A 17,414-nucleotide genomic window follows, 5' to 3' on the forward strand; every position below is an offset into this window, starting at 1 on the left:
CGGCCGTCCCCCATCTGCGCCCCGGCGGATGGCTGAGCGCGCAGTTCCCCGCGCCCCTTTTGGGCCCTTCGGGCCCCAACGGGCGCGCGGCCACGGATGGAGCCCCGCAGGGGCTCTCTAGGGGCGCGGGGAACTGCGCCACCAGCCACGGACGGCCCGCAGCCGAGGTACGACGGGGGAGCCCCGAAGGGGCTTTCTTGGGGGCGCGGGGAACTGCGCGAGCAACCCCCACCGGCCCGCACACCGGCGACGACCGGCCAAACCACGGCGGAACCCGGGGGCCCGCAGGGCCCCAAAGGAGCGCGGGGAACTGCGCCACCAGCCACGGACGGCCCGCAGCCGAGGTACGACGGGGGAGCCCCGAAGGGGCTTTCTTGGGGGCGCGGGGAACTGCGCGAGCAACCCCCGCCGGGGCGCGGACCGGGGGCGGCCGGTTGGACTACGGCGGGGGCGTACTCCCCGTTCGAGCCCCGCAGGGTTGAGCCCCCGCCCCCACCCCCCCGGGCGAATATCGACTTGTCCAGATTCGGGCGAAGCCCGAAAGAGCCCCGCCGCACCCCACCCCGCCTGCGGCCAAGCCGCGCAGACGTGGTGAAGGGCGTGTGCGGGAGCACACCCGCTCGTGCATGGCGCCCGGCGCGGGGTAGGCGCATTCCGTCCGGCCCGGGGCAGCGGCCAGCGGATCGGCGGATGAGGTGGGAAGCGGCCGGCGGCGTAGTCGGAGTGGAACGCCGGCTTGGAGATGGTGCCGATGCGTACGAGTGAGGTCTACCGGGGTGAACCCGGGGCGATTGCGGCTGCCCGGCATGCTGCGGCGGCGTTTTTTCGGCGCCTCGGCGGAGACGGGACAGCGGCGATCGCCGGAGCCGTGGTCGACACGGCGATGCTCGTCGTCAGCGAGTTGGTGACGAACGCGATCCGGCACACGTCGGGCCCGTGCGGCCTCGACCTCGAACTCGTCGAGGGAGCCGTGGAGATCACCGTCTGGGACACCTCCCCGCGCCCCATCGCGGTGATGAGCCCCGACCCCAACCGGGTCGGCCGGCACGGCATGGAGATCGTCGTGGCGCTGTGCGGCTCGTTCCGCGTCGCCCGCCGCGCCGCCGGCAAACAGATCACCGTCCGCGTCCCGTTGACCGCCTGACGACCGCCTGATGACTCCGACGACCTTCCGACGACCGCCGGAACGGACCGATTGTGGACGCGCGGCGGACGGATGGCGGACGAATTGTGTGTGGAGCGCTACAGGTCGCTACCCTTGCGGCGATCGTCCCGGCCCGCGCAGCGCAGCCGGTGCGTTCCGCAGCCCGGGGCAGCGTCGCCCCGGCCCAAGTGCCGGCGGTGGACCCACCCACACCCGCCGCCACGGGGGGCGCCCGAGCCGCCCGGCCCGAGCGCCCCTCGATCCGCGAAATCCCTGGTCACGGTGATGCCGCAGATCACCGCGCCTCCCGTACCGCCTCCACCGCCTCCCGCACCTCCGGGTGCGGATCGTCGGCCAGACCGTCGAGCAGCTCCGTCACCCCTGGGGTGGACCAACGGGCGACGGCCCACACCAGGTCCTCCCGCACGCCGGGGTCGGGGTGGACGGCAAGCCCGGCCAGGACCAGCTGGGCGAGCGGGCCCCGTCCGCGCATGCCGAACCAGTGCAGCGCCTCCCGCAGCACGGCCGGGTCCCCGGGATCACCGGCTGCCGAGGCTGCCATGACCCTCGCCAGCAGCACCCGGGACGGCGGTGGCGGCCCGTCCAGCGGGTGCGGCAACCGCTCCCGCAGCCGCCGCGCGCCGTAACCCCCGCGCTCCCGGCAGCCGAAGCAGGTACAGGGGCGCACGCCGTGCGCGTCCGGCCGGTACCGCCAGCCCGCCACCTGCGGCGCGGCGCGGATCCCGTGCACCTCGCGCGGCCGGATCGCCCGGGGCACGAACACCTCCCACCCGCGCGGATCGTCCAGCTCGGCGATCCGCCGCACCGCCTCGGCCGCGCGTACGGTGCCGGCCCCGGCGTCCCGCGCCACCCCGGCGGAGTAGTGCCCCAGTCGTACGACCTGGTCGTCGTCGAGTCGTACGTGGACGGCCACCAGCCCGCCCCGGCTGCCGAAACGGGCCAGTTCACGCAGCCATTGGTGGGTGAGGGTGTACGACGGCAGCACCGGGAAGCAGTACACCCCACGGCCGACGTCCTGCCCGTGTCCGTGGCCGGCCGCGCGGATCCCGGACCGCCGGATGCGCGGCACGTTCGCCGCCGACGTCACGTGTACGAACATCGCCATGAGCGGATGGTAGGCGGATGACGACTGGCGGATGACGGATGGCGGCCCCGGCCCCGGCCTCGGACCCGTGGACGACGGACCCTTACGGGGGCTGGCCCCACCCTCAGGTGGGCGGGCTGCCGGATGCCGGTGGGCGGGGGGTGGGCGGCATCGTGGTGGAGGTCAGGACGACAGCAGGTCCACCCCCAGGATGACGAGGCCCGCCATGGACACCAGCACCCTTTCGTACGCACCCGCCGCCGCGCGCGGCGCCGCCGCTCCGCTCCCCCGGCCCGCGGCCAAGCGCTCGCCGGGGTTCTGGCGGGCACCGTTCGACGGGAGCACCTACCGCGAGATCGGGTACACGCTCGCCTCGCTGCCGATCGCCGTCGGCGGCTTCACGTTCGCCGTCACCGGGTTCTCGGTCGGGGTGAGTACGGCCACCACGCCCGTCGGACTGCCGGTGCTGGCAGGGACGTTGGGCGGCGCGCGGCGGCTCGGGGCGCTGGAGCGGCGGCGGGTGCGGGCCCAACTGCGCCGGGAGACACCGGAACCCGCCGCTCCCCCGGCGGTTCGCGAGTCCGGCTGGTGGGCCCGGGTCCGGGCCCGGCTGGCGGACGGGGCCGGGTGGAAGGCGCTCCTCTTCCAGACGGTCATGTTCCCCTGGCGGGTGGCGAGTTTCTGCGTCTCGCTGACGTTCGTCGCCACCGGTTGGGCGCTCGCGCTGCTGCCCGCGTACTCCTGGGTCTTCCCGCACTACGTCGGCTGGCCCGGCTACCGGATCTACGACTACACCTCGCACGGCGAGCACCACCAGTTCTACCTGTCCTCGCCCGCCGAGATCGCCGGCACCTCGCTGCTCGGCCTGGCCATCGTCTTCCTCATGCCGAAGCTGGTGCACGCGCTGACCAGCGTCGACCGGGCGGCGGTCCGCGGAATGCTGGGCTGACACGCACAGCCCGCGTGGTCTGCTGACGCGCACAGCCCGCGTGGTCTGCTGACGCGCACGGCCCGCCTGCTCGACCGACGCGCTCGGCCGCCCGCCCCCGGTCCGCCGCGCCCTACGCCGGCGTCGTGAAGACGACCCGGCGGCCCGGCTCGACGGGCGCGGTCCAGGTCTCCTCGACCTGGGCCAGCGGCACCGGCAGCGCGTCGGCGGCCAGCGCGCCACTCGTGAACTGCTCGATCAGCGAGGGCAGTTCAGCGACGATCCCGGCCGCCGTCACCGACCCCTGGCCGCTGCCCATGATCCGCAGGTTGGCCGCGCGCAGGACGAAGGACGGCAGGGTGATGTCGGGTCCGGCCGTCGAGCCGATCTGGATCCAGTCGAGCGCGGCGGCGCGGTCGGTGCGCCGGGTGAGCACGGCGGGGATGGCCTGCTCCGTCGGGGCGCCCCACGTGTAGTCGAGCACGACGTCAACGTCCCCCGCCGCCTTGCCGAGTTGGCCGGCGACCTGGTCGGGGTCGCCCGCGAGCGAGATGACGTCGGTGGCGCCGAGCCCGGCGAGCCGGCCGAGCCGCTCCGGGTCGCGTCCGGCGGCCACGATCCGTTCCGCGCCCAGGAGTTTGGCGATCCGCACGGCCATCTGGCCGGCGTTGCCGGTCGCTCCGAGCACCAACACGCCCTGCCCGGACCGGAATTGGATCCGTCGGCGCAGCGCCACCCAGGACGACATCGCCGGGTTCATCGCGGCGGCGACGACCACCGGGTCCGCGCCGTCGGGCAGCGGGACGCAGCGGCGCGGATCGACGAGCGCCCGTTCGGCCATCGTGCCGGGGACGTCGTCCTCGGCCACGAAGTACACCGTCCGCCCGTCGGGCAGCCTGGCCACGCCGTCCACGCCGGGGATCAGCGGCAGCTGCCCGTCGCTGGTGTAGTGCGTGCCGGACGCGCCGGAGCGGACCCGGGGGTGCAGGCCGGCGGCGAGCACGTCCGCGAGCAGCTGTTCGCCGGCGGGGGCGGGGTCGGGGTGCTCCTCGTAGCGGGGCGGGCGGTCGAACGAGCTGACGACAGCGGCGAACATGGGGCTCCTTCGTCGCGCGGCGGCCGGGGGTCGGCTGGGGGGCGGGCACGCCGGCAGGGTTAGTACGTGGCACCAACCAAATTAGTTGGTGCCACGTACTACGTCAACTATGCTGGCCGCATGTCCACCGACGACGTACCCCCCGACGAGGCGCTCCCCGAAGCCGCGCCCGCCGGCACCCCGCCGCCCGACCTGGGGATCGTGGACGCCCTCGCCCAGATGTCGTTCCTCGTGCAGGGCGCCCTGGGCAAGGTCGCCGCCGACCACGGGCTGTCGGTCATCCAGCTGCGCCTGCTCGGCGTCCTGCGCGACCGCGAGCCCGGCATGCAGGAGCTCGCCCGGCACCTCGGCCTGGACAAATCCAGCATGACCGGGCTCGTCACCCGCGCCGAGCGCCGCGACCTGCTCCGCCGCACGCCGTCACCGGACGACGGCCGCGCCGTCCGGGTCTCGCTGACGCCGCAGGGCCGCGACCTGGCCCGCGCCGCCGAGGCCGCCGCCGCCGGTGAGATCCGCGCCCTGACCGCACACCTCACCGGCGCCCAGCGCACCCAACTCTCTTTGCTGGCAAGCACGTTGGTGGCGCGGGGTTAGAACGGCGTCAGGGTCAGCTTGACCGCCGTCGGCGCGTTGTCCTGAATGTACGAGGCGAAGTTGGCGACGTCGTCGAACGCGAAGCCGTACGCCTTGCCGTCGGCGGTCGCCGCGTGGATCGCCTTCGCGTAGTGGTTGGTGACCGCCTCCTGGTAGAACGCGGCCGGGTCGGTGGTCGGCTGGGCCGAACTGCTCAGCAGCGTCGAGCGGTTGAAGCCGGCGCCGAGCACGGCGGCCACCGGGCCGGTCGTGCCGTCGTTGGGCGCGGCGAGGGCGCCGTCGCAGTAGAGCACGTCACGGGTGGACGGCCGGCCGAAGGAGACGGCGGCGGGGCCGCTGAACGTCATCGTGTCGCCGCTGACCCGGCCGGTGAACGCGCCCGCGTTGGTGGTGACGGTGAGGTCCTTGCCCGCGTAAGCGCTCCAGACGTCGGCGATGTACGGGTCGAAGTAGTCGGCGGCGAACAGGCCCGCGTCCAGGCCGTGTCCGGGCGCGATCACCCGCAGGTCGTCCACGACGAGCGGCGCGAACTCCGGTACCGCCTTGACCGCCGCGAACGCCTGCGCGCGCCCGCCGTCACGCAGCATGCCCGTCGTCTGGTCCTGGGCGCCGGTGAGTTGGATGCCGAGCGGCACGCTGAACATGTCGACCATCGTGGTGTTGCAGTACATCCCGGAGGAGTTGTACGTGAACTCCGCGCAGTCGTGCAGGACCTGGTAGCTGGGGTCGGAGGTCACCCAGCCGGCCGGGTACTGGAGGGCGGGGTTGCCGTTGCCGTCCGCCACCGCCTTGAACTTGAGCTTGTCGCCCAACGCCACATAGATCCGGCCAGACATGTAGGGCATCGAGATCGTGGTGTCACCGCTGCCGGCCAGCGGGATCGCGTAGTCGGTGAAGCCGTCGGCGCCGTTGTCGGAGAGGGCTATCGGGACCAGCGTGCCGTCCGGCGCGACCCGGACCTGGCGGCCGTCCTGGTTGCCGACGATGTAGACGTAGACCGACGAATTGGCGTACGAGCCGGTGCTGTTGACGACGGTCAGCGGCAGTGCGCCGGCCGCCTGCGGCCGGGCACCGTCGTCAGGCGTGACGGCCGCGAGCGCGTGCGGCGCGGCGACAGCGATGGCCGGGCCGGCCACGGCGGCGCCGGCGATGGCGGTCAGCAGCCTCCGGCGGGTCAACGGACGTTGGTGGCGGGGGGAGTTGTGCGTCATGGAGTGCTTGCCTCTTTCGTTGCGGTGCTCGGCGGCGTGGGGGCGCCGCGCTGTGGGGGGACACGCGGAGGCGACGGCGGGCGGGGAGGCCGGCCACCGAGCAGGCGTCAACCGCCCCGCCCGGCTTGACGATCCACCACTGAGAGCGCTCTCAGCACCGAACCATCCGCCGTCGCCGGGCCCCGATGCTACGCACGCGGCGGCCTGGCGCCAACCCCGCCTCTGCACGAAATCGCTCACGCTCGGTGGGAACGAAACCGGCTGAACCGGGCTTGAACGGGACGTAATTCTGCGCCGACCGGGCGGCATAAGGCCCGCTTAATGTGCGGCTAAGGGCGATCCTGTGCGACCCGCTCCCTCGAGGGTGAGGCGAGGCGGGGCGCCCGCGCGCCGGGCGCGAACCCGTGCGGCTCGCTCCGCGAGGTGAGGCGGGGCGATGGCTCACGGTGCGCGCCGCCGGGCGCGATCCCGTACGACCCGCCCCGCAAGGCGGGACGCCCGCGCGCCGGGCGCGAACCCGTGCGGCTCGCTCCGCGAGGTGAGGCGAGAGCTTGCGGTGCGCGCCGCCAGGCGCGAACCGCTCCCTCCCAGAGGGCGGGGCGATGGCTTGCGGTGCGCGCCGCCCGGCGCGATCGTGTGCGGCTCGCTCCGCGGAGCGAGAGCTTGCGATGCACGCCGCCAGGGTTCAGCTGTGCGCCTCGGGGTCGTCAGCCTCGGGGTTGTCATCCTCGTTGCCGGGGTCGTCCGTCTGTGGGGGGAGGCGGGCGCCGCGGCTTTCGGCGACGCGGTGGACGTCGCGCAGTGAACGGGCGAGGCTGGCCGCCAGCGCGCGGGCTCGTGACGGGCTGACTCGGCGCCCGGCGAGCAGGTCCGCCGACTGGTCGAGCAGGTCGGCGGCCCGGTCGAGCTGATCGCGCTCGACGTCGTCGGCGACCCGCGAGACCCGGCTCGGCCCGGCGCCCATGAGGTAGCACGGCCTGCCGTCGCCGTTCGACCACGGCAGCAGCCGCATGGCGTCGCCCGGGGCGCTCACGCGGCCACCTCGACGGCGGGGAGGAGCCGGGGGTCCAGGTCCAGCCCGTGCGGGGCGATCAACAGGCGCCGCCGGCCCCGGCGTTGACGCCTGGCCTCCGCGCAGCGCCGCTCGTGCGCGAGGACGTACGGCCGCACGAGCGCGACGTCCTCGCCCCGCAGCGGCGCGGTGACGTCGCACCGCGTGACGGCGGCGGCCCGCGCGGCCACCGGCGAGCGGTGCCGGCCCGACGCGGGCCGCCGCCGCGTCAACCGGGCCAGACAGGAGAGGAGTTGGTGCATGGGGCGCTCCGTGGAATGCGATGACCGACGTCACGGCCGTGACGAGACCGCTGGGTAGCGAGCTGTTCACAGCGTGGTACCGATCGGGCTAGGCTCGCCAGAGGACAGCGGGTGACGGAGCATCAGTCACGGGGGTGTTGACGGTGGGTAATACGTACGGCGAATGGCTCAAGTCGCGACGGAAGGCAGCGGGCCTCACGCAGGAGGAACTGGCGGGGGCCGCGATCATGACGCGGACGCACATCGCCCATATCGAGGCCGGGCGTCGCATCCCGTCCCCGGAGGACGCGCAACGGCTTGACCGGGCGCTCAACACCGGCGACGTGCTGAGCAGCTTCCTTCCGCAGAAGGACGCGGCGGTCGCCGACTACTTTGCGCCTGCCCGGCAGCTCGAACAACAGGCCACGGAGATCCGCGAGTTCGCTCCTACCTTCGTTCCCGGCATTCTCCAGACCGAGGCGTACACCCGTGCGGTCTTCAGTACGGCGTACCCGCCTCGGAGCGAGAACGAGCGTGACAGGTACGTCGTCACACGGCTGGAGCGCACCAAGATCCTCAGTGACCCCGTACTGCCCGTGGTGTGGGCGCTGCTGGACGAGTCCGTCCTGCACCGTCTGATCGGCGGTCGCGAGGTCATGGCGGAGCAGCTCATGCACCTCGTCGACCTGGGCGAGAGCACGCGTATCCGCCTGCACGTTCTTCCGTTCGGCCTCGGCTTTCAGCCGATCCTGGAAGGCATGCTGTCTCTGATGTGGTTCGAGGACCAGCCTCCAGCCGCCTACAGCGAAGGCGCGTCGATCGGCAAGGTGCATGATTCCCCGGCCGTAGTACAGCAGTTGCAGGGTCGCTACGATCTGGCACTGGGCGACGCACTGCCGATGAGGGAGTCGATCGCCCTCATGCGCGCGACAGCTAAGGATCTCCGGCACCATGACTGAGCACATCATCCCGACCGCCTCCGCGCTGAGCGGCTGGCGCAAGTCGTCGTACAGCAACGGCTCAGGCGGCAGCTGCCTCGAAGTCCTGGACGGCCAGCCCGCCGCCGTCCCCGTCCGCGACTCCAAGGACCCGCACGGCCCGGCCCTCCTCTTCCCGGCCGCCGCCTGGGCCGCGTTCATAGCCGACGTCAAGGCACACGCCTTCGACCACGGCCACGCGTAACTCCACGCACCGCGAGCGCGCGGCGCGCCATCGGTGGTCACCGGGGCGGCGGCGGAATGTCAGACCCTCCCCTCATGCTGGGAACCGGACATAACCGCACCGAACCTCCGGAGGACGACATGGCGAACGGCACGCTCGACTCACGCTTCAGCGCACCTGCGGCGGAGCCCTCGGGGTGGGCGGAGGTGGACGCGGTGCTGGCGGCGGCCGGCACGTACTGGCTGACCACTGTGCGGGCGGACGGCCGGCCGCATGTCACGCCGTTGATCGCGGTCTGGCACGAGCAACGGCTCTTCTTCACCACCGGCGACGGGGAGCAGAAGGCCCGCAACCTGGCCGCCAACCCGCAGGTCGCGGTGACCACCGGGAACAACGGCCTCAAGGAGGGGCTGGACGTGGTGGTCGAGGGCGCGGCCGTTCGGGTGAGGGCGCGGGAGCGGCTCGCGGTGCTGGCCGACGCGTGGGTGCGGAAGTACGGCGAGGAGTGGCGTTTCGAGGTCAGGGACGGGGATTTCTGGCATCCGGGCGGCGGCGCGGCCGGCGTCTACGAGGTGGCGCCGGCCAAGGTGCTGGCCTTCCGCAAGGAGGGGACGTACGCCCAGACGCGCTGGCGATTCGACTAGGCCGCCGTCCCCGCTCCGTCGTGGCTCGCCGTGAACGGGCCGTCCGGCGCGAAGGCCGTGGCGGCGAAGCGCTCGCCGATCCGGCGGTGGGCGGCGGCGTCCGGGTGCAGCCCGTCGGGCAGCGGCAGTTCGGCGAAGTCCTGCTCGCCGTACAGGTCGCGGCCGTCGAGGTGGTGCAGGTTCGGGTCGTCGGCCGCGCGCTGCCGCACGAGGGAGCTGAGCTCGTCCCGGATGACGTTGAGCGTCAGCTTCCCGAAGGCCCGTTCCGCCGGGTCGCCGGTCGCCTTGAACCTGAGCTGTCCCTCGCTGACGGTGCTGAAGTCCGGCGCGCTGGGGCCGGGGGTGTCCTCGTGGATGGGGCACAGCACGGGCGAGACGACGAGCAGCGGCGTGTCCGGGTGGCCGTCGCGGATGGTGTCGAGGAAGCCGTGCACGGCGGGGCCGAAGGCGCGCAGCCGCATCAGGTCGGCGTTGACGATGTTGATGCCGATCTTGACGCTGATGAGGTCGGCCGGGGTGTCGCGCATGGTCCGCGCGGTGAACGGGTCGAGCAGCGCGCTGCCGCCCAGGCCCAGGTTGACCAGGTCCACGCCGCCGAGGGAGGCGGCCAGCGCGGGCCAGGTGGTGGTGGGGCTGGCCGCGTCGGAGCCGTGGCTGATCGAGCTGCCGTGGTGCAGCCACACCCGGCGGTCGCCCGCCGGCACCGGCTCGACGGGCGCGTCGGTGCGCAGCGCGATCAGCTCGGTGGTCTCGTTGTGCGGCAGCCAGAGCTCGACGAGCTTGTCGCGGCCGGGCAGGCCGGTGAAGCGGACGGTGCCGGGCCGGCCCTGGTGGTGCTCGGCGGTCCCGTCGGTCATGTCGATGGTCAGGGTGCTGCCGCCGGGCACGCTGCCCTGGGCGGCCAGTTGGCCGTCCACCACCAGGTCGTACACGCCGCCGGGGCGCGGCGGGGCGCCGACGTAGACCCGTTTGGTGGGCAGCGTGTCCAGTTCGACGGCGGTGGCGGCGGTACGGAACACCAGCCGGACGCCGGCGGGCTGGGACTCGGCCATGGCCAGTTGCCCGTCGGCGTACTGCGCGCGAGCCCAGCCGGGCAGCCGGTGCGGCAGCAGGCCGTGCGCGGTGCGCTCCAGGTCGAGGGCGCCGCGCAGCAGGTCGGCGGTGAGGGGGGTGGTGGTCCAGGGGGGCGTGGTGTTCATGGTGTCCAAACTGTTAAGCGTGCGATGTGCGGGACTCGGGGACGGGTACCCCAGGGGCGCGGGGAACTGCGCGACCAGCCACGACGGACCGGAAACCGGCCGCGAACCGGAACCGGCACGGCGGGGGCTGTGTCCCGGGGGGGCCGGGCGCAGGGCCGGGCGCGGGCCGAGCGCTGGGCCAGGCGCGGGACCGGGCGCGGGACCGGCCGCGGGACCGGCCGCCGGGCAGAGCGCGGGACTGGCCGCCGGGACGGGTGCTGGGCCGGCCGCCGGCCGGGTGCCGGGCCGGGCGCCGGTCACGACACCGGCCAACTCCTCAGGAGAGCGTCGAGCGCGTCCAGCACTCGCGTCCAGGACTCCTGCGAGTCCGGCGCGCTGTGGCTGAAGCCGCCCGCCGCCTCCAGGCTGACGTAGCCGTGGAAGACGCTGCCGATCAGCCGGACGGCGTGGGTCTGGTCCGGTTCGGCCAGGTCGTAGCCGCGCAGGATCGCCCGGGTCATCTGCGCGTGCCGACCGCCGGCGCTGGCGGCCGCGGCCTCCGGGTCGAGCCGGAACTGGGCGGCGGCGTAGCGGCCGGGATGCTCCCTGGCGTAGTCGCGGTAGACGTTGCCGAACGCGGCCAAGGCGTCCTTCCCGGCTCGCCCGGCCAGCGCGGCGGCGCCCCGGTCGGCGAGTTCGGCCAGGGCGAGCAGCGCGATCCTGGTCTTGAGGTCCTGCGAGCTCTTGACGTGCGAATACAGGCTCGCGACCTTGACGTCGAAGCGCCGGGCCAGCGCGGAGACGGTCACCTGGTCGAAGCCGACCTCGTCGGCGAGTTCGGCTCCCGCGAGGGTGAGCCGGTCCGCGGTCAGTCCTGCCCGTGCCATGGCTCGCTCCTTCCGTTCAGCTAAGACCAGTGTGCATTTACCTAATACCTTTAGGCAAATCTGCCTGAGATGAAGGGAACGGTGACGGGGGTCGGAGCGCGCCCGCGAGCCGAGCGGTGTGAATCCTTTTCGGCGGCCGGCGCCTCTTGTGGGCGTACCGGCCGCCGGGGCCGGTGAACGGGGTCACGGAGGAAGAACCATGATGTGGATCGGCATCGCGATCGTCGGCATCCTGCTGGTGTGCGCGTGCAGCGTCACGCTGCGGCGGCGGCGGCGAGGTCGCGTATGAGTGCGCGCCCGTACGCGGAGCCGCACGAGTACGCGGAGCCGCACCCGTACCCCCACCCGGGCCCGTACACGCATCCGGCCCCGGACTCACACCCGCACCCGCACCCGCACCCGCAGGGACACCCGCAGGCAGGAGCCATGAGCCGAAGCTTCCGCTGGCCGGACGAGCGGCTGATCAGGGCGGCCCAGGACGGGGACGTCGACTCGCTCGCCGCCGTCGTCCTGGAGTCGCAGCCGCACGTGCGCAGGTTCGCCCGCACGCTGTGCGCCTCGCCGCAGGACGCCGAGGACGCGGCGCAGGAGGCGTTGATCATCCTGTACGAGAAGATCGGCACGCTGCGGGCGACCGGGGCGCTCGCGTCCTGGATGTTCCGCATCGTGCGCAACGAATGCGTGGCGCACCTGCGGCGGCTGGCCGCGCGCAAGGAGGCGCCGGCGGCCGAGCCGGAGCCGTGCGCCGTTCCCTCCGCGGAGGAGGAGGCGCTGCGCGCGATGCAAGCCGAGCGGATCGCGGCGGCGGTGAGCGCGCTCCCCCGCGAGCAGCGGCAGGTCCTCGTCATGCGGGACCTCCAGGGCCTGCCCGGGCATACGGTCGCCCGCTCGCTCGGCCTCAGCACGGCCGCCATGAAGTCCCGCCTCCACCGGGCCCGCGCCGCGCTGCGCCACTCGCTGGAAACGACCCGCCAAGCGGCGGGAGAGGAGCACGGGAGGTGACCCGTCCGGTGAACGTGATGGACAGGACGAACGAGGCGAGCGGGGCGGACGCGGCCGGCAGGGCCGACGGGTCCGACGGGTCCGGCGGGGCCGACAAGTCCGGCGCCGCCAGCATGGCCGACAGGTCCGGCAGGGCCAGGGCCAGCAGGGCGAGCCGGGCCGACACGACGGGCAGGGCGGCCGCCGACTACGCGAGCCGGTCGGTCACGCGGCATCTGATCCGCGGGGCGATCGGCCTGGCGGTGATCGCCGGCTCGATGGCGGCGGTGCCGTTCGCCGGCCCGCTGACCCTGTTGGCCGCCCCGCTCGGCCTGATCGCCTTCCGCGGCTGCCCCACCTGCTGGGCGATCGGCCTGGCCCAGACGATCTCCCGCGGCCGGCTGGAACGCGAGTGCGGGGACGGCGTCTGCACGCTGACGAAGGCGCCCCCGCGCACCCGCACGAACCCCCGCGGCTGAGCGGCGGCTGGGCACCCTGGGACGGCCGACCACCGCGCCGGCCGTCCACCGGTTGGTAAACTGGGCGGGACCTTGATCGTTCGGTGTGGAGAAGGACGCAGACATGGCGGGTGACGACGACATCTCCGGGTGAGGCCCGGATGTGATCGGCCACCGGCAGGCGCGCGTACAGGGGCGCTGCCGTCGTGGCCATGTCGGCGTTCACATTTCCCCTTGTCTGCCCAGGGCAGCAGCGGCATCTTTCCGGCTGCCCTCATGCCATCCGAGGTCTCTCCGCCATGTCAGAGCACTCCGTCATCTGCACCAATCTGTCCTTCTCCTGGCCCGACGACACGCCCGTCTTCGACGACCTGAGCTTCGCGCTCGGCGCCGGGCGCACCGGGCTCGTCGCGCCCAACGGCGCCGGCAAGAGCACGCTGCTCCGGCTGATCGCCGGCGAGCTGCGGCCCACCGGCGGGTCGCTGCTCGTCAGCGGCACGCTCGGGTACCTGCCGCAGAACCTGCCGCTCGCCGACCCGGCCGGGGCTTCTGCCGACCGCCCCGGCGAGCCGGTTGTCGCCGACCTGCTGGGGATCGCCGGCGTGATCCGCGCCATCGACGCCGTCGAGTCGGGGGACGTCAGCGAGGAGCACTTCACCGCCATCGGCGACGACTGGGACATCGAGGAGCGCACCCGCGCCGAGCTGGACCGGCTGGGCCTGGGCGGGCTCGGCCTCGACCGGAGCCTGCGCACCCTCAGCGGCGGGCAGACCGTCTCGCTCGGCCTGGCCGCGCAACTGCTCAAGCGGCCGGACGTGCTGCTGCTGGACGAGCCGACCAACAACCTCGACGCCGAGGCCCGGCACCGGCTCTACGACGTGCTGGAGGGCTGGAACGGCTGCCTGCTGGTGGTCAGCCACGACCGCGCACTGCTGGACCGCGTGCAGCGGATCGCCGAGCTCGACCGCGGTGAACTGCGCTTCCACGGCGGCGACTTCACCTCCTACGAGGAGGCCGTGCGGGCCGGCCAGGAGGTCGCCGAGCGCAACGTGCGCAACGCCGAGCAGGAGCTGAAGCGGGAGAAGCGCGAGTTGCAGCAGGCCCGCGAGCGCGCCGAGCGGCGCGCGAGCAACGCCGCCCGCAACCTCAAGAGCGCCGGCCTGCCGCGGATCTTCGCCGGGAACATGAAGCGCGGCGCACAGGAGTCCGCGGGCCGCGCGGGCCAGACGCACGCCGCGAGGGTCAGCGACGCCAGGTCCCGGCTCGACGACGCGGGGCGCGCGCTGCGCGACGACCAGCGGATCACCGTGGACCTGCCGGACACCGAAGTCCCGGCCGGGCGGAACCTGTTCATCGGCGAGGAGCTGCAAGTCCGCTACGGCGGCGAGCCGTTGTTCGCGGGCGGCGGCGTCGGCCTGACGATCCGCGGCCCGGAGCGGATCGCGCTGACCGGCCCCAACGGCTCGGGCAAGACGACGCTGCTGCGCCTGGTGGGCGGCGGACTCGACCCGGACGGCGGCCGGATCAGCCGGGCGGACGGCCGGGTCGCGTACCTCTCGCAGCGTCTCGACCTGCTGGACCCGGACCGTACGGTGGCGGAGAACTTCGCCGCGTTCGCCCCGCACCGGCCGGAGTCGGAGCGGATGAACCTGCTGGCCCGGTTCCTCTTCCGTGGCCCGGGCGCCCACCTCCCGGTCGGGGTGCTGTCCGGCGGCGAGCGGCTGCGCGCCACCCTGGCCTGCGTGCTGTGCGCGGAGCCGTCCCCGCACCTGCTGCTGCTCGACGAGCCGACGAACAACCTCGACCTGGTCAGCGCCGCCCAGTTGGAAGGCGCGCTGGCCTCCTACCGGGGAGCGTTCCTGGTGATCAGCCACGACGAGCCGTTCCTCGCCCGCATCGGCGTGAACCGCCGGCTGCACCTGGCCGCCGGCGAACTCACCGAGCCGGGGACACCGGAGTCGGCGGTCTAACCCGGAGCGCGGGGGCGCGGGGCGGCGCGCGGAATCGCGCGCGCCCGCTGGCCGCCTCACCTCGGGGTTTGCGCTCCCGGGGGCCACCGCACGCCGTACCGGGGTGGCCCCCGTCGCTGGTTGGCTGGTGGCTGCGCGATGGCCGTCCCCCCTTCCGGACGCCGAGCCCTGGGCGGCCGCCGCGCCCCGCTCTGTTGATCTCCCGGGAGAGAACGTGCCCGCTTCGGAAACCACCACCGGCCCCACCACCGACGAGCCCGACCAGCCCGACCGGTCCGCCGCCGGCGGCCGGCTCACCAGCCTCGGCACCCTGGCCGCGCGCCAGCTCGCCACCACCACCAAGTCAGAACCGCAGATGCGGGCCATCAGCTCGCGGTGGCTGATCAGGATGCTGCCGTGGACCGATGTGAAGGCCGGCACCTACCGCGTCAACCGCAGGCTCCAGCTGCGGATCGGCGGCGGCCGGGTGCAGTTCGAGCACAACGGCGCCGACGACGTCCGGGTGGTCCCGGAGAGCCTCACCGAACTGCCGGTGCTGCGCGGCTACTCCGACACCGGCGCGCTGCGGGAGCTCGCCGCCAGGTACCAGGTGCGCGAAGTGCGGGCCGGACAGGTGCTGTTCGAGGTCGGGCAGCCGGTCACCGAGACGTATCTCGTGGTGCACGGCCGGCTCACCCGGTTCACCGAGGGCGCGTACGGCGAGGAGGCCGTCGTCGGCGTCGTCACCGGCGGGCAGCCGCTGGGCGACGAGGCCATCGGCGGCACCGAGCCGCGCTGGACGGACTCGGTGCGGGCCGACACCGCCGCCGTCCTGCTGGCGCTGCCCTGGGCGGCGATCGCCGAGTTCACCGACCGACTGCCGTCGTTCGCCGAGCAGTTGGCCGGGCACGAAGGACGGCAGCGGCTGCCGGCCAACCGCAAGGGCGAGGCGGACATCCCGATGCAGGCGGGGCACCGCGGCGAGCAGGCCATCGGCGCCGGCTTCGTCGACTACGAACTCCGGCCGCGCGAGTACGAGTTGTCGCTGACGCAGACCGTGCTGCGGGTGCACAGCAGGGTCAGCGACCTCTACAACCACCCGATGGACCAGACCCAGCACCAGCTGCGGCTGACCGTCGAGGCGATCCGCGAGCGGCAGGAATGGGAGCTGGTCAACAACCGGGACTTCGGCCTGCTGCACAACACCGAGCACGGCCAGCGGATCAGCACGCACTCCGGACCGCCGACGCCCGACGACCTGGACGAGCTGCTGTCGATGCGGCGCGGCACCCGGATGTTCCTGGCGCACCCGAAGGCGATCACCGCGTTCTTCCGGGAGTGCAGCCGGCGCGGCCTGGTGCCGGGCACGGCCGACGTGGGCGGGCACCAGGTGCCTGCCTGGCGGGGCGTGCCGGTCTTCCCGTGCGGCAAGATCCCGGTCAGCGCGCGGCACACCAGCAGCATCATCGCGCTGCGCACCGGCGAGGACGACCAGGGCGTCATCGGCCTGTACCCGGCCGGCCTGCCCGAGGAGCACCAACGGGGCCTGAACGTACGGTTCATGGGGGTCAGCAGTACCGCGATCGTGAAGTACCTGGTGTCCGCCTACTACTCGATGGCGATCCTGGTCCCCGACGCGGTCGGCATCCTGGAGAACGCCCAGCTCGGCCGGAGCGCCGAGTGACCGCCCCCTACCGGCTGCCGGGGCCGCCGAGCCTGGCCCGTACCGTGCGGGCCCGGCGCAGCGGCGCCGTCCCCGGGCTGCGGTACCGGCCCGCCGCCCCCGCCGACCAGGCGAAGGTCGCCGAGGTCGACCGGCGCCTTGAGACCTGGGCCCGCGGCCTCGACCTGTTCCCGGCCGCGTGGAAAGGGGACTTCGCCGGCTTCCAGTTCGGCCGGGCGGTCGTCCTCCAGCACCCGGGCGCCGCCGACCTGGACCGCCTCACCGTGGCCGGCAAGCTGCTGCTCGCCGAGAACCTGGTGGACGACTGCTACTGCGAGGAGGAGGAAGGCAAGGGCGGCTCGCACCGCGGGCTCGGCGGCCCGCTGCTGATGGCGCAGGCGGCGATCGACCCGCACCACGGCACACCGGAGTCGGAGCAGGGCTGGCTGCTGGGCATGCAGGCCGACGGCCCGCTGCGGTCGTACCACTGGGCGATGAAGGACTACGCCGAGTTCGCCACACCCAGCCAGTGCGGCCGGTTCGTGCACGACATGGCCCGGCTGCACCTGGGCTACCTCGCCGAGGCCGCCTGGCACGAGACCCGCTACCGGCCGCAGGTCTGGGAGTACCTGGTGATGCGGCAGTTCAACAACTTCCGCCCCTGCCTGTCGATCACCGACGCGGTGGACGGCTACGAGCTGCCCGAAGTCGTCTACGCCCGCCCGGAGATCCAGCGGATCACGGCGCTGGCCTGTAACGCGACCACCATCGTCAACGACCTCTACTCGTTCACCAAGGAGCTGGAGAGCGACCCGACGCACCTCAACCTGCCGCAGGTGGTGGCCGAGAACGAGGGCGGCGGGCTGAAGTCGGCCTATCTCAGGAGCGTGGAGATCCACAACCAGATCATGGAGTCGTTCGAGGAGGAGTCCGCCGTGCTGGCGGCGACCTCACCACTGGTCGAGCGGTACGCCCGCGGGCTGTCGGACTGGGTGGCCGGCAACCACGAGTGGCACGCGACCAACACGCACCGCTACCACCTGCCCGACTACTGGTAGCGGCCAACCGGCCTTCCGTGACACATCGTCAGCACCCCGCTCGTCAGCACCCCGCACCAAGAGG

Annotated in this window: 19 protein-coding genes; 12 read left to right on the top strand and 7 right to left on the bottom strand. The window is 73.4% G+C overall.

Annotated elements, in window-relative coordinates; all coding sequences use genetic code 11:
- Positions 1–751: 751 nt before the first annotated feature.
- Positions 752–1,144 carry an ATP-binding protein gene (locus ACQPW6_RS15570; protein ID WP_433894540.1) on the top strand — a complete coding sequence of 131 codons (393 nt, stop codon included), beginning with the start codon at positions 752–754 and terminating at the stop codon, positions 1,142–1,144.
- Between the two features lie 295 nt (positions 1,145–1,439).
- Here ACQPW6_RS15570 and ACQPW6_RS15575 read toward each other — a convergent pair whose 3' ends face one another.
- Entirely contained in the window at positions 1,440–2,270 is an 831-nt protein-coding gene (locus ACQPW6_RS15575; protein ID WP_433890232.1) for a HEAT repeat domain-containing protein, read from the bottom strand.
- 205 nt (positions 2,271–2,475) lie between these two features.
- Here ACQPW6_RS15575 and ACQPW6_RS15580 point away from each other — a divergent pair, with 205 nt between their 5' ends.
- Positions 2,476–3,198, top strand: coding sequence for a sensor domain-containing protein (locus tag ACQPW6_RS15580; protein WP_433890233.1), 723 nt, complete (start codon positions 2,476–2,478; stop codon positions 3,196–3,198).
- 112 nt (positions 3,199–3,310) lie between these two features.
- On the opposite strand, the gene ACQPW6_RS15585 is transcribed toward ACQPW6_RS15580, so the two are convergent.
- Positions 3,311–4,273 (bottom strand): quinone oxidoreductase family protein, encoded by a 963-nt coding sequence (locus ACQPW6_RS15585; protein ID WP_433890234.1) that lies wholly within the window; start codon positions 4,271–4,273, stop codon positions 3,311–3,313.
- 120 nt (positions 4,274–4,393) lie between these two features.
- Here ACQPW6_RS15585 and ACQPW6_RS15590 point away from each other — a divergent pair, with 120 nt between their 5' ends.
- Positions 4,394–4,867 carry a MarR family winged helix-turn-helix transcriptional regulator gene (locus tag ACQPW6_RS15590; protein WP_433890235.1) on the top strand — a complete coding sequence of 158 codons (474 nt, stop codon included), beginning with the start codon at positions 4,394–4,396 and terminating at the stop codon, positions 4,865–4,867.
- Here ACQPW6_RS15590 and ACQPW6_RS15595 read toward each other — a convergent pair.
- The 3 genes from ACQPW6_RS15595 to ACQPW6_RS15605 form a co-directional block, all read right to left on the bottom strand.
- Complete coding sequence (locus tag ACQPW6_RS15595) at positions 4,864–6,078, bottom strand: glycoside hydrolase family 64 protein (protein ID WP_433890236.1); 1,215 nt, start codon at positions 6,076–6,078, stop codon at positions 4,864–4,866. The genes ACQPW6_RS15590 and ACQPW6_RS15595 overlap by 4 nt on opposite strands.
- Before the next feature lie 685 nt (positions 6,079–6,763).
- Positions 6,764–7,111: a hypothetical protein gene (locus tag ACQPW6_RS15600; protein WP_433890237.1), complete on the bottom strand. Its 348-nt coding sequence runs from the start codon at positions 7,109–7,111 to the stop codon at positions 6,764–6,766.
- Positions 7,108–7,392, bottom strand: a complete 285-nt coding sequence (locus tag ACQPW6_RS15605; RefSeq protein WP_433890238.1) for a hypothetical protein — start codon at positions 7,390–7,392, stop codon at positions 7,108–7,110. The genes ACQPW6_RS15600 and ACQPW6_RS15605 overlap by 4 nt, the downstream gene beginning before the upstream one ends.
- Before the next feature lie 143 nt (positions 7,393–7,535).
- On the opposite strand from ACQPW6_RS15605, the gene ACQPW6_RS15610 reads away from it, so the two are divergent.
- From ACQPW6_RS15610 to ACQPW6_RS15620, 3 genes are all read left to right on the top strand, one after another.
- The gene (locus ACQPW6_RS15610; protein WP_433890239.1) at positions 7,536–8,330 is read left to right on the top strand and encodes a helix-turn-helix domain-containing protein; all 795 of its coding nucleotides are present in this window, start codon (positions 7,536–7,538) and stop codon (positions 8,328–8,330) included.
- On the top strand, positions 8,323–8,553 hold the full coding sequence (locus ACQPW6_RS15615; protein ID WP_433890240.1) for a DUF397 domain-containing protein: 231 nt from the start codon (positions 8,323–8,325) through the stop codon (positions 8,551–8,553). Before ACQPW6_RS15610 ends, ACQPW6_RS15615 begins: the two co-directional genes overlap by 8 nt.
- A 74-nt stretch (positions 8,554–8,627) precedes the next feature.
- A complete protein-coding gene (locus ACQPW6_RS15620; protein WP_433890241.1) occupies positions 8,628–9,176 on the top strand; it encodes a pyridoxamine 5'-phosphate oxidase family protein in 549 nt (182 codons plus the stop codon).
- Here ACQPW6_RS15620 and ACQPW6_RS15625 read toward each other — a convergent pair.
- Both ACQPW6_RS15625 and ACQPW6_RS15630 read right to left on the bottom strand, forming a co-directional pair.
- Complete coding sequence (locus ACQPW6_RS15625) at positions 9,173–10,375, bottom strand: GDSL-type esterase/lipase family protein (protein ID WP_433890242.1); 1,203 nt, start codon at positions 10,373–10,375, stop codon at positions 9,173–9,175. The genes ACQPW6_RS15620 and ACQPW6_RS15625 overlap by 4 nt on opposite strands.
- Before the next feature lie 296 nt (positions 10,376–10,671).
- Complete coding sequence (locus ACQPW6_RS15630; RefSeq protein WP_433890243.1) at positions 10,672–11,241, bottom strand: TetR/AcrR family transcriptional regulator; 570 nt, start codon at positions 11,239–11,241, stop codon at positions 10,672–10,674.
- Positions 11,242–11,440: 199 nt separating this feature from the next.
- On the opposite strand from ACQPW6_RS15630, the gene ACQPW6_RS15635 reads away from it, so the two are divergent.
- The 6 genes from ACQPW6_RS15635 to ACQPW6_RS15660 all read left to right on the top strand — a co-directional run bounded on the left by ACQPW6_RS15635 (position 11,441) and on the right by ACQPW6_RS15660 (position 17,350).
- Positions 11,441–11,530 carry an LPXTG cell wall anchor domain-containing protein gene (locus ACQPW6_RS15635; protein WP_433890244.1) on the top strand — a complete coding sequence of 30 codons (90 nt, stop codon included), beginning with the start codon at positions 11,441–11,443 and terminating at the stop codon, positions 11,528–11,530.
- A 137-nt stretch (positions 11,531–11,667) separates the two neighbouring features.
- Positions 11,668–12,243 carry an RNA polymerase sigma factor gene (locus ACQPW6_RS15640; RefSeq protein WP_433890245.1) on the top strand — a complete coding sequence of 192 codons (576 nt, stop codon included), beginning with the start codon at positions 11,668–11,670 and terminating at the stop codon, positions 12,241–12,243.
- Positions 12,240–12,701: a hypothetical protein gene (locus ACQPW6_RS15645; protein ID WP_433890246.1), complete on the top strand. Its 462-nt coding sequence runs from the start codon at positions 12,240–12,242 to the stop codon at positions 12,699–12,701. The genes ACQPW6_RS15640 and ACQPW6_RS15645 overlap by 4 nt, the downstream gene beginning before the upstream one ends.
- 278 nt (positions 12,702–12,979) lie before the next feature.
- Entirely contained in the window at positions 12,980–14,650 is a 1,671-nt protein-coding gene (locus tag ACQPW6_RS15650; protein ID WP_433890247.1) for an ABC-F family ATP-binding cassette domain-containing protein, read from the top strand.
- Positions 14,651–14,864: 214 nt separating this feature from the next.
- On the top strand, positions 14,865–16,313 hold the full coding sequence (locus ACQPW6_RS15655) for a family 2B encapsulin nanocompartment shell protein (RefSeq protein ID WP_433890248.1): 1,449 nt from the start codon (positions 14,865–14,867) through the stop codon (positions 16,311–16,313).
- Entirely contained in the window at positions 16,310–17,350 is a 1,041-nt protein-coding gene (locus ACQPW6_RS15660; protein WP_433890249.1) for a family 2 encapsulin nanocompartment cargo protein terpene cyclase, read from the top strand. The genes ACQPW6_RS15655 and ACQPW6_RS15660 overlap by 4 nt, the downstream gene beginning before the upstream one ends.
- The last annotated feature ends 64 nt before the right edge of the window (positions 17,351–17,414 follow it).

The organism is Streptomyces sp. CA-111067, from assembly GCF_050956065.1.
Taxonomy (GTDB): Bacteria; Actinomycetota; Actinomycetes; order Streptomycetales; family Streptomycetaceae; genus Actinacidiphila.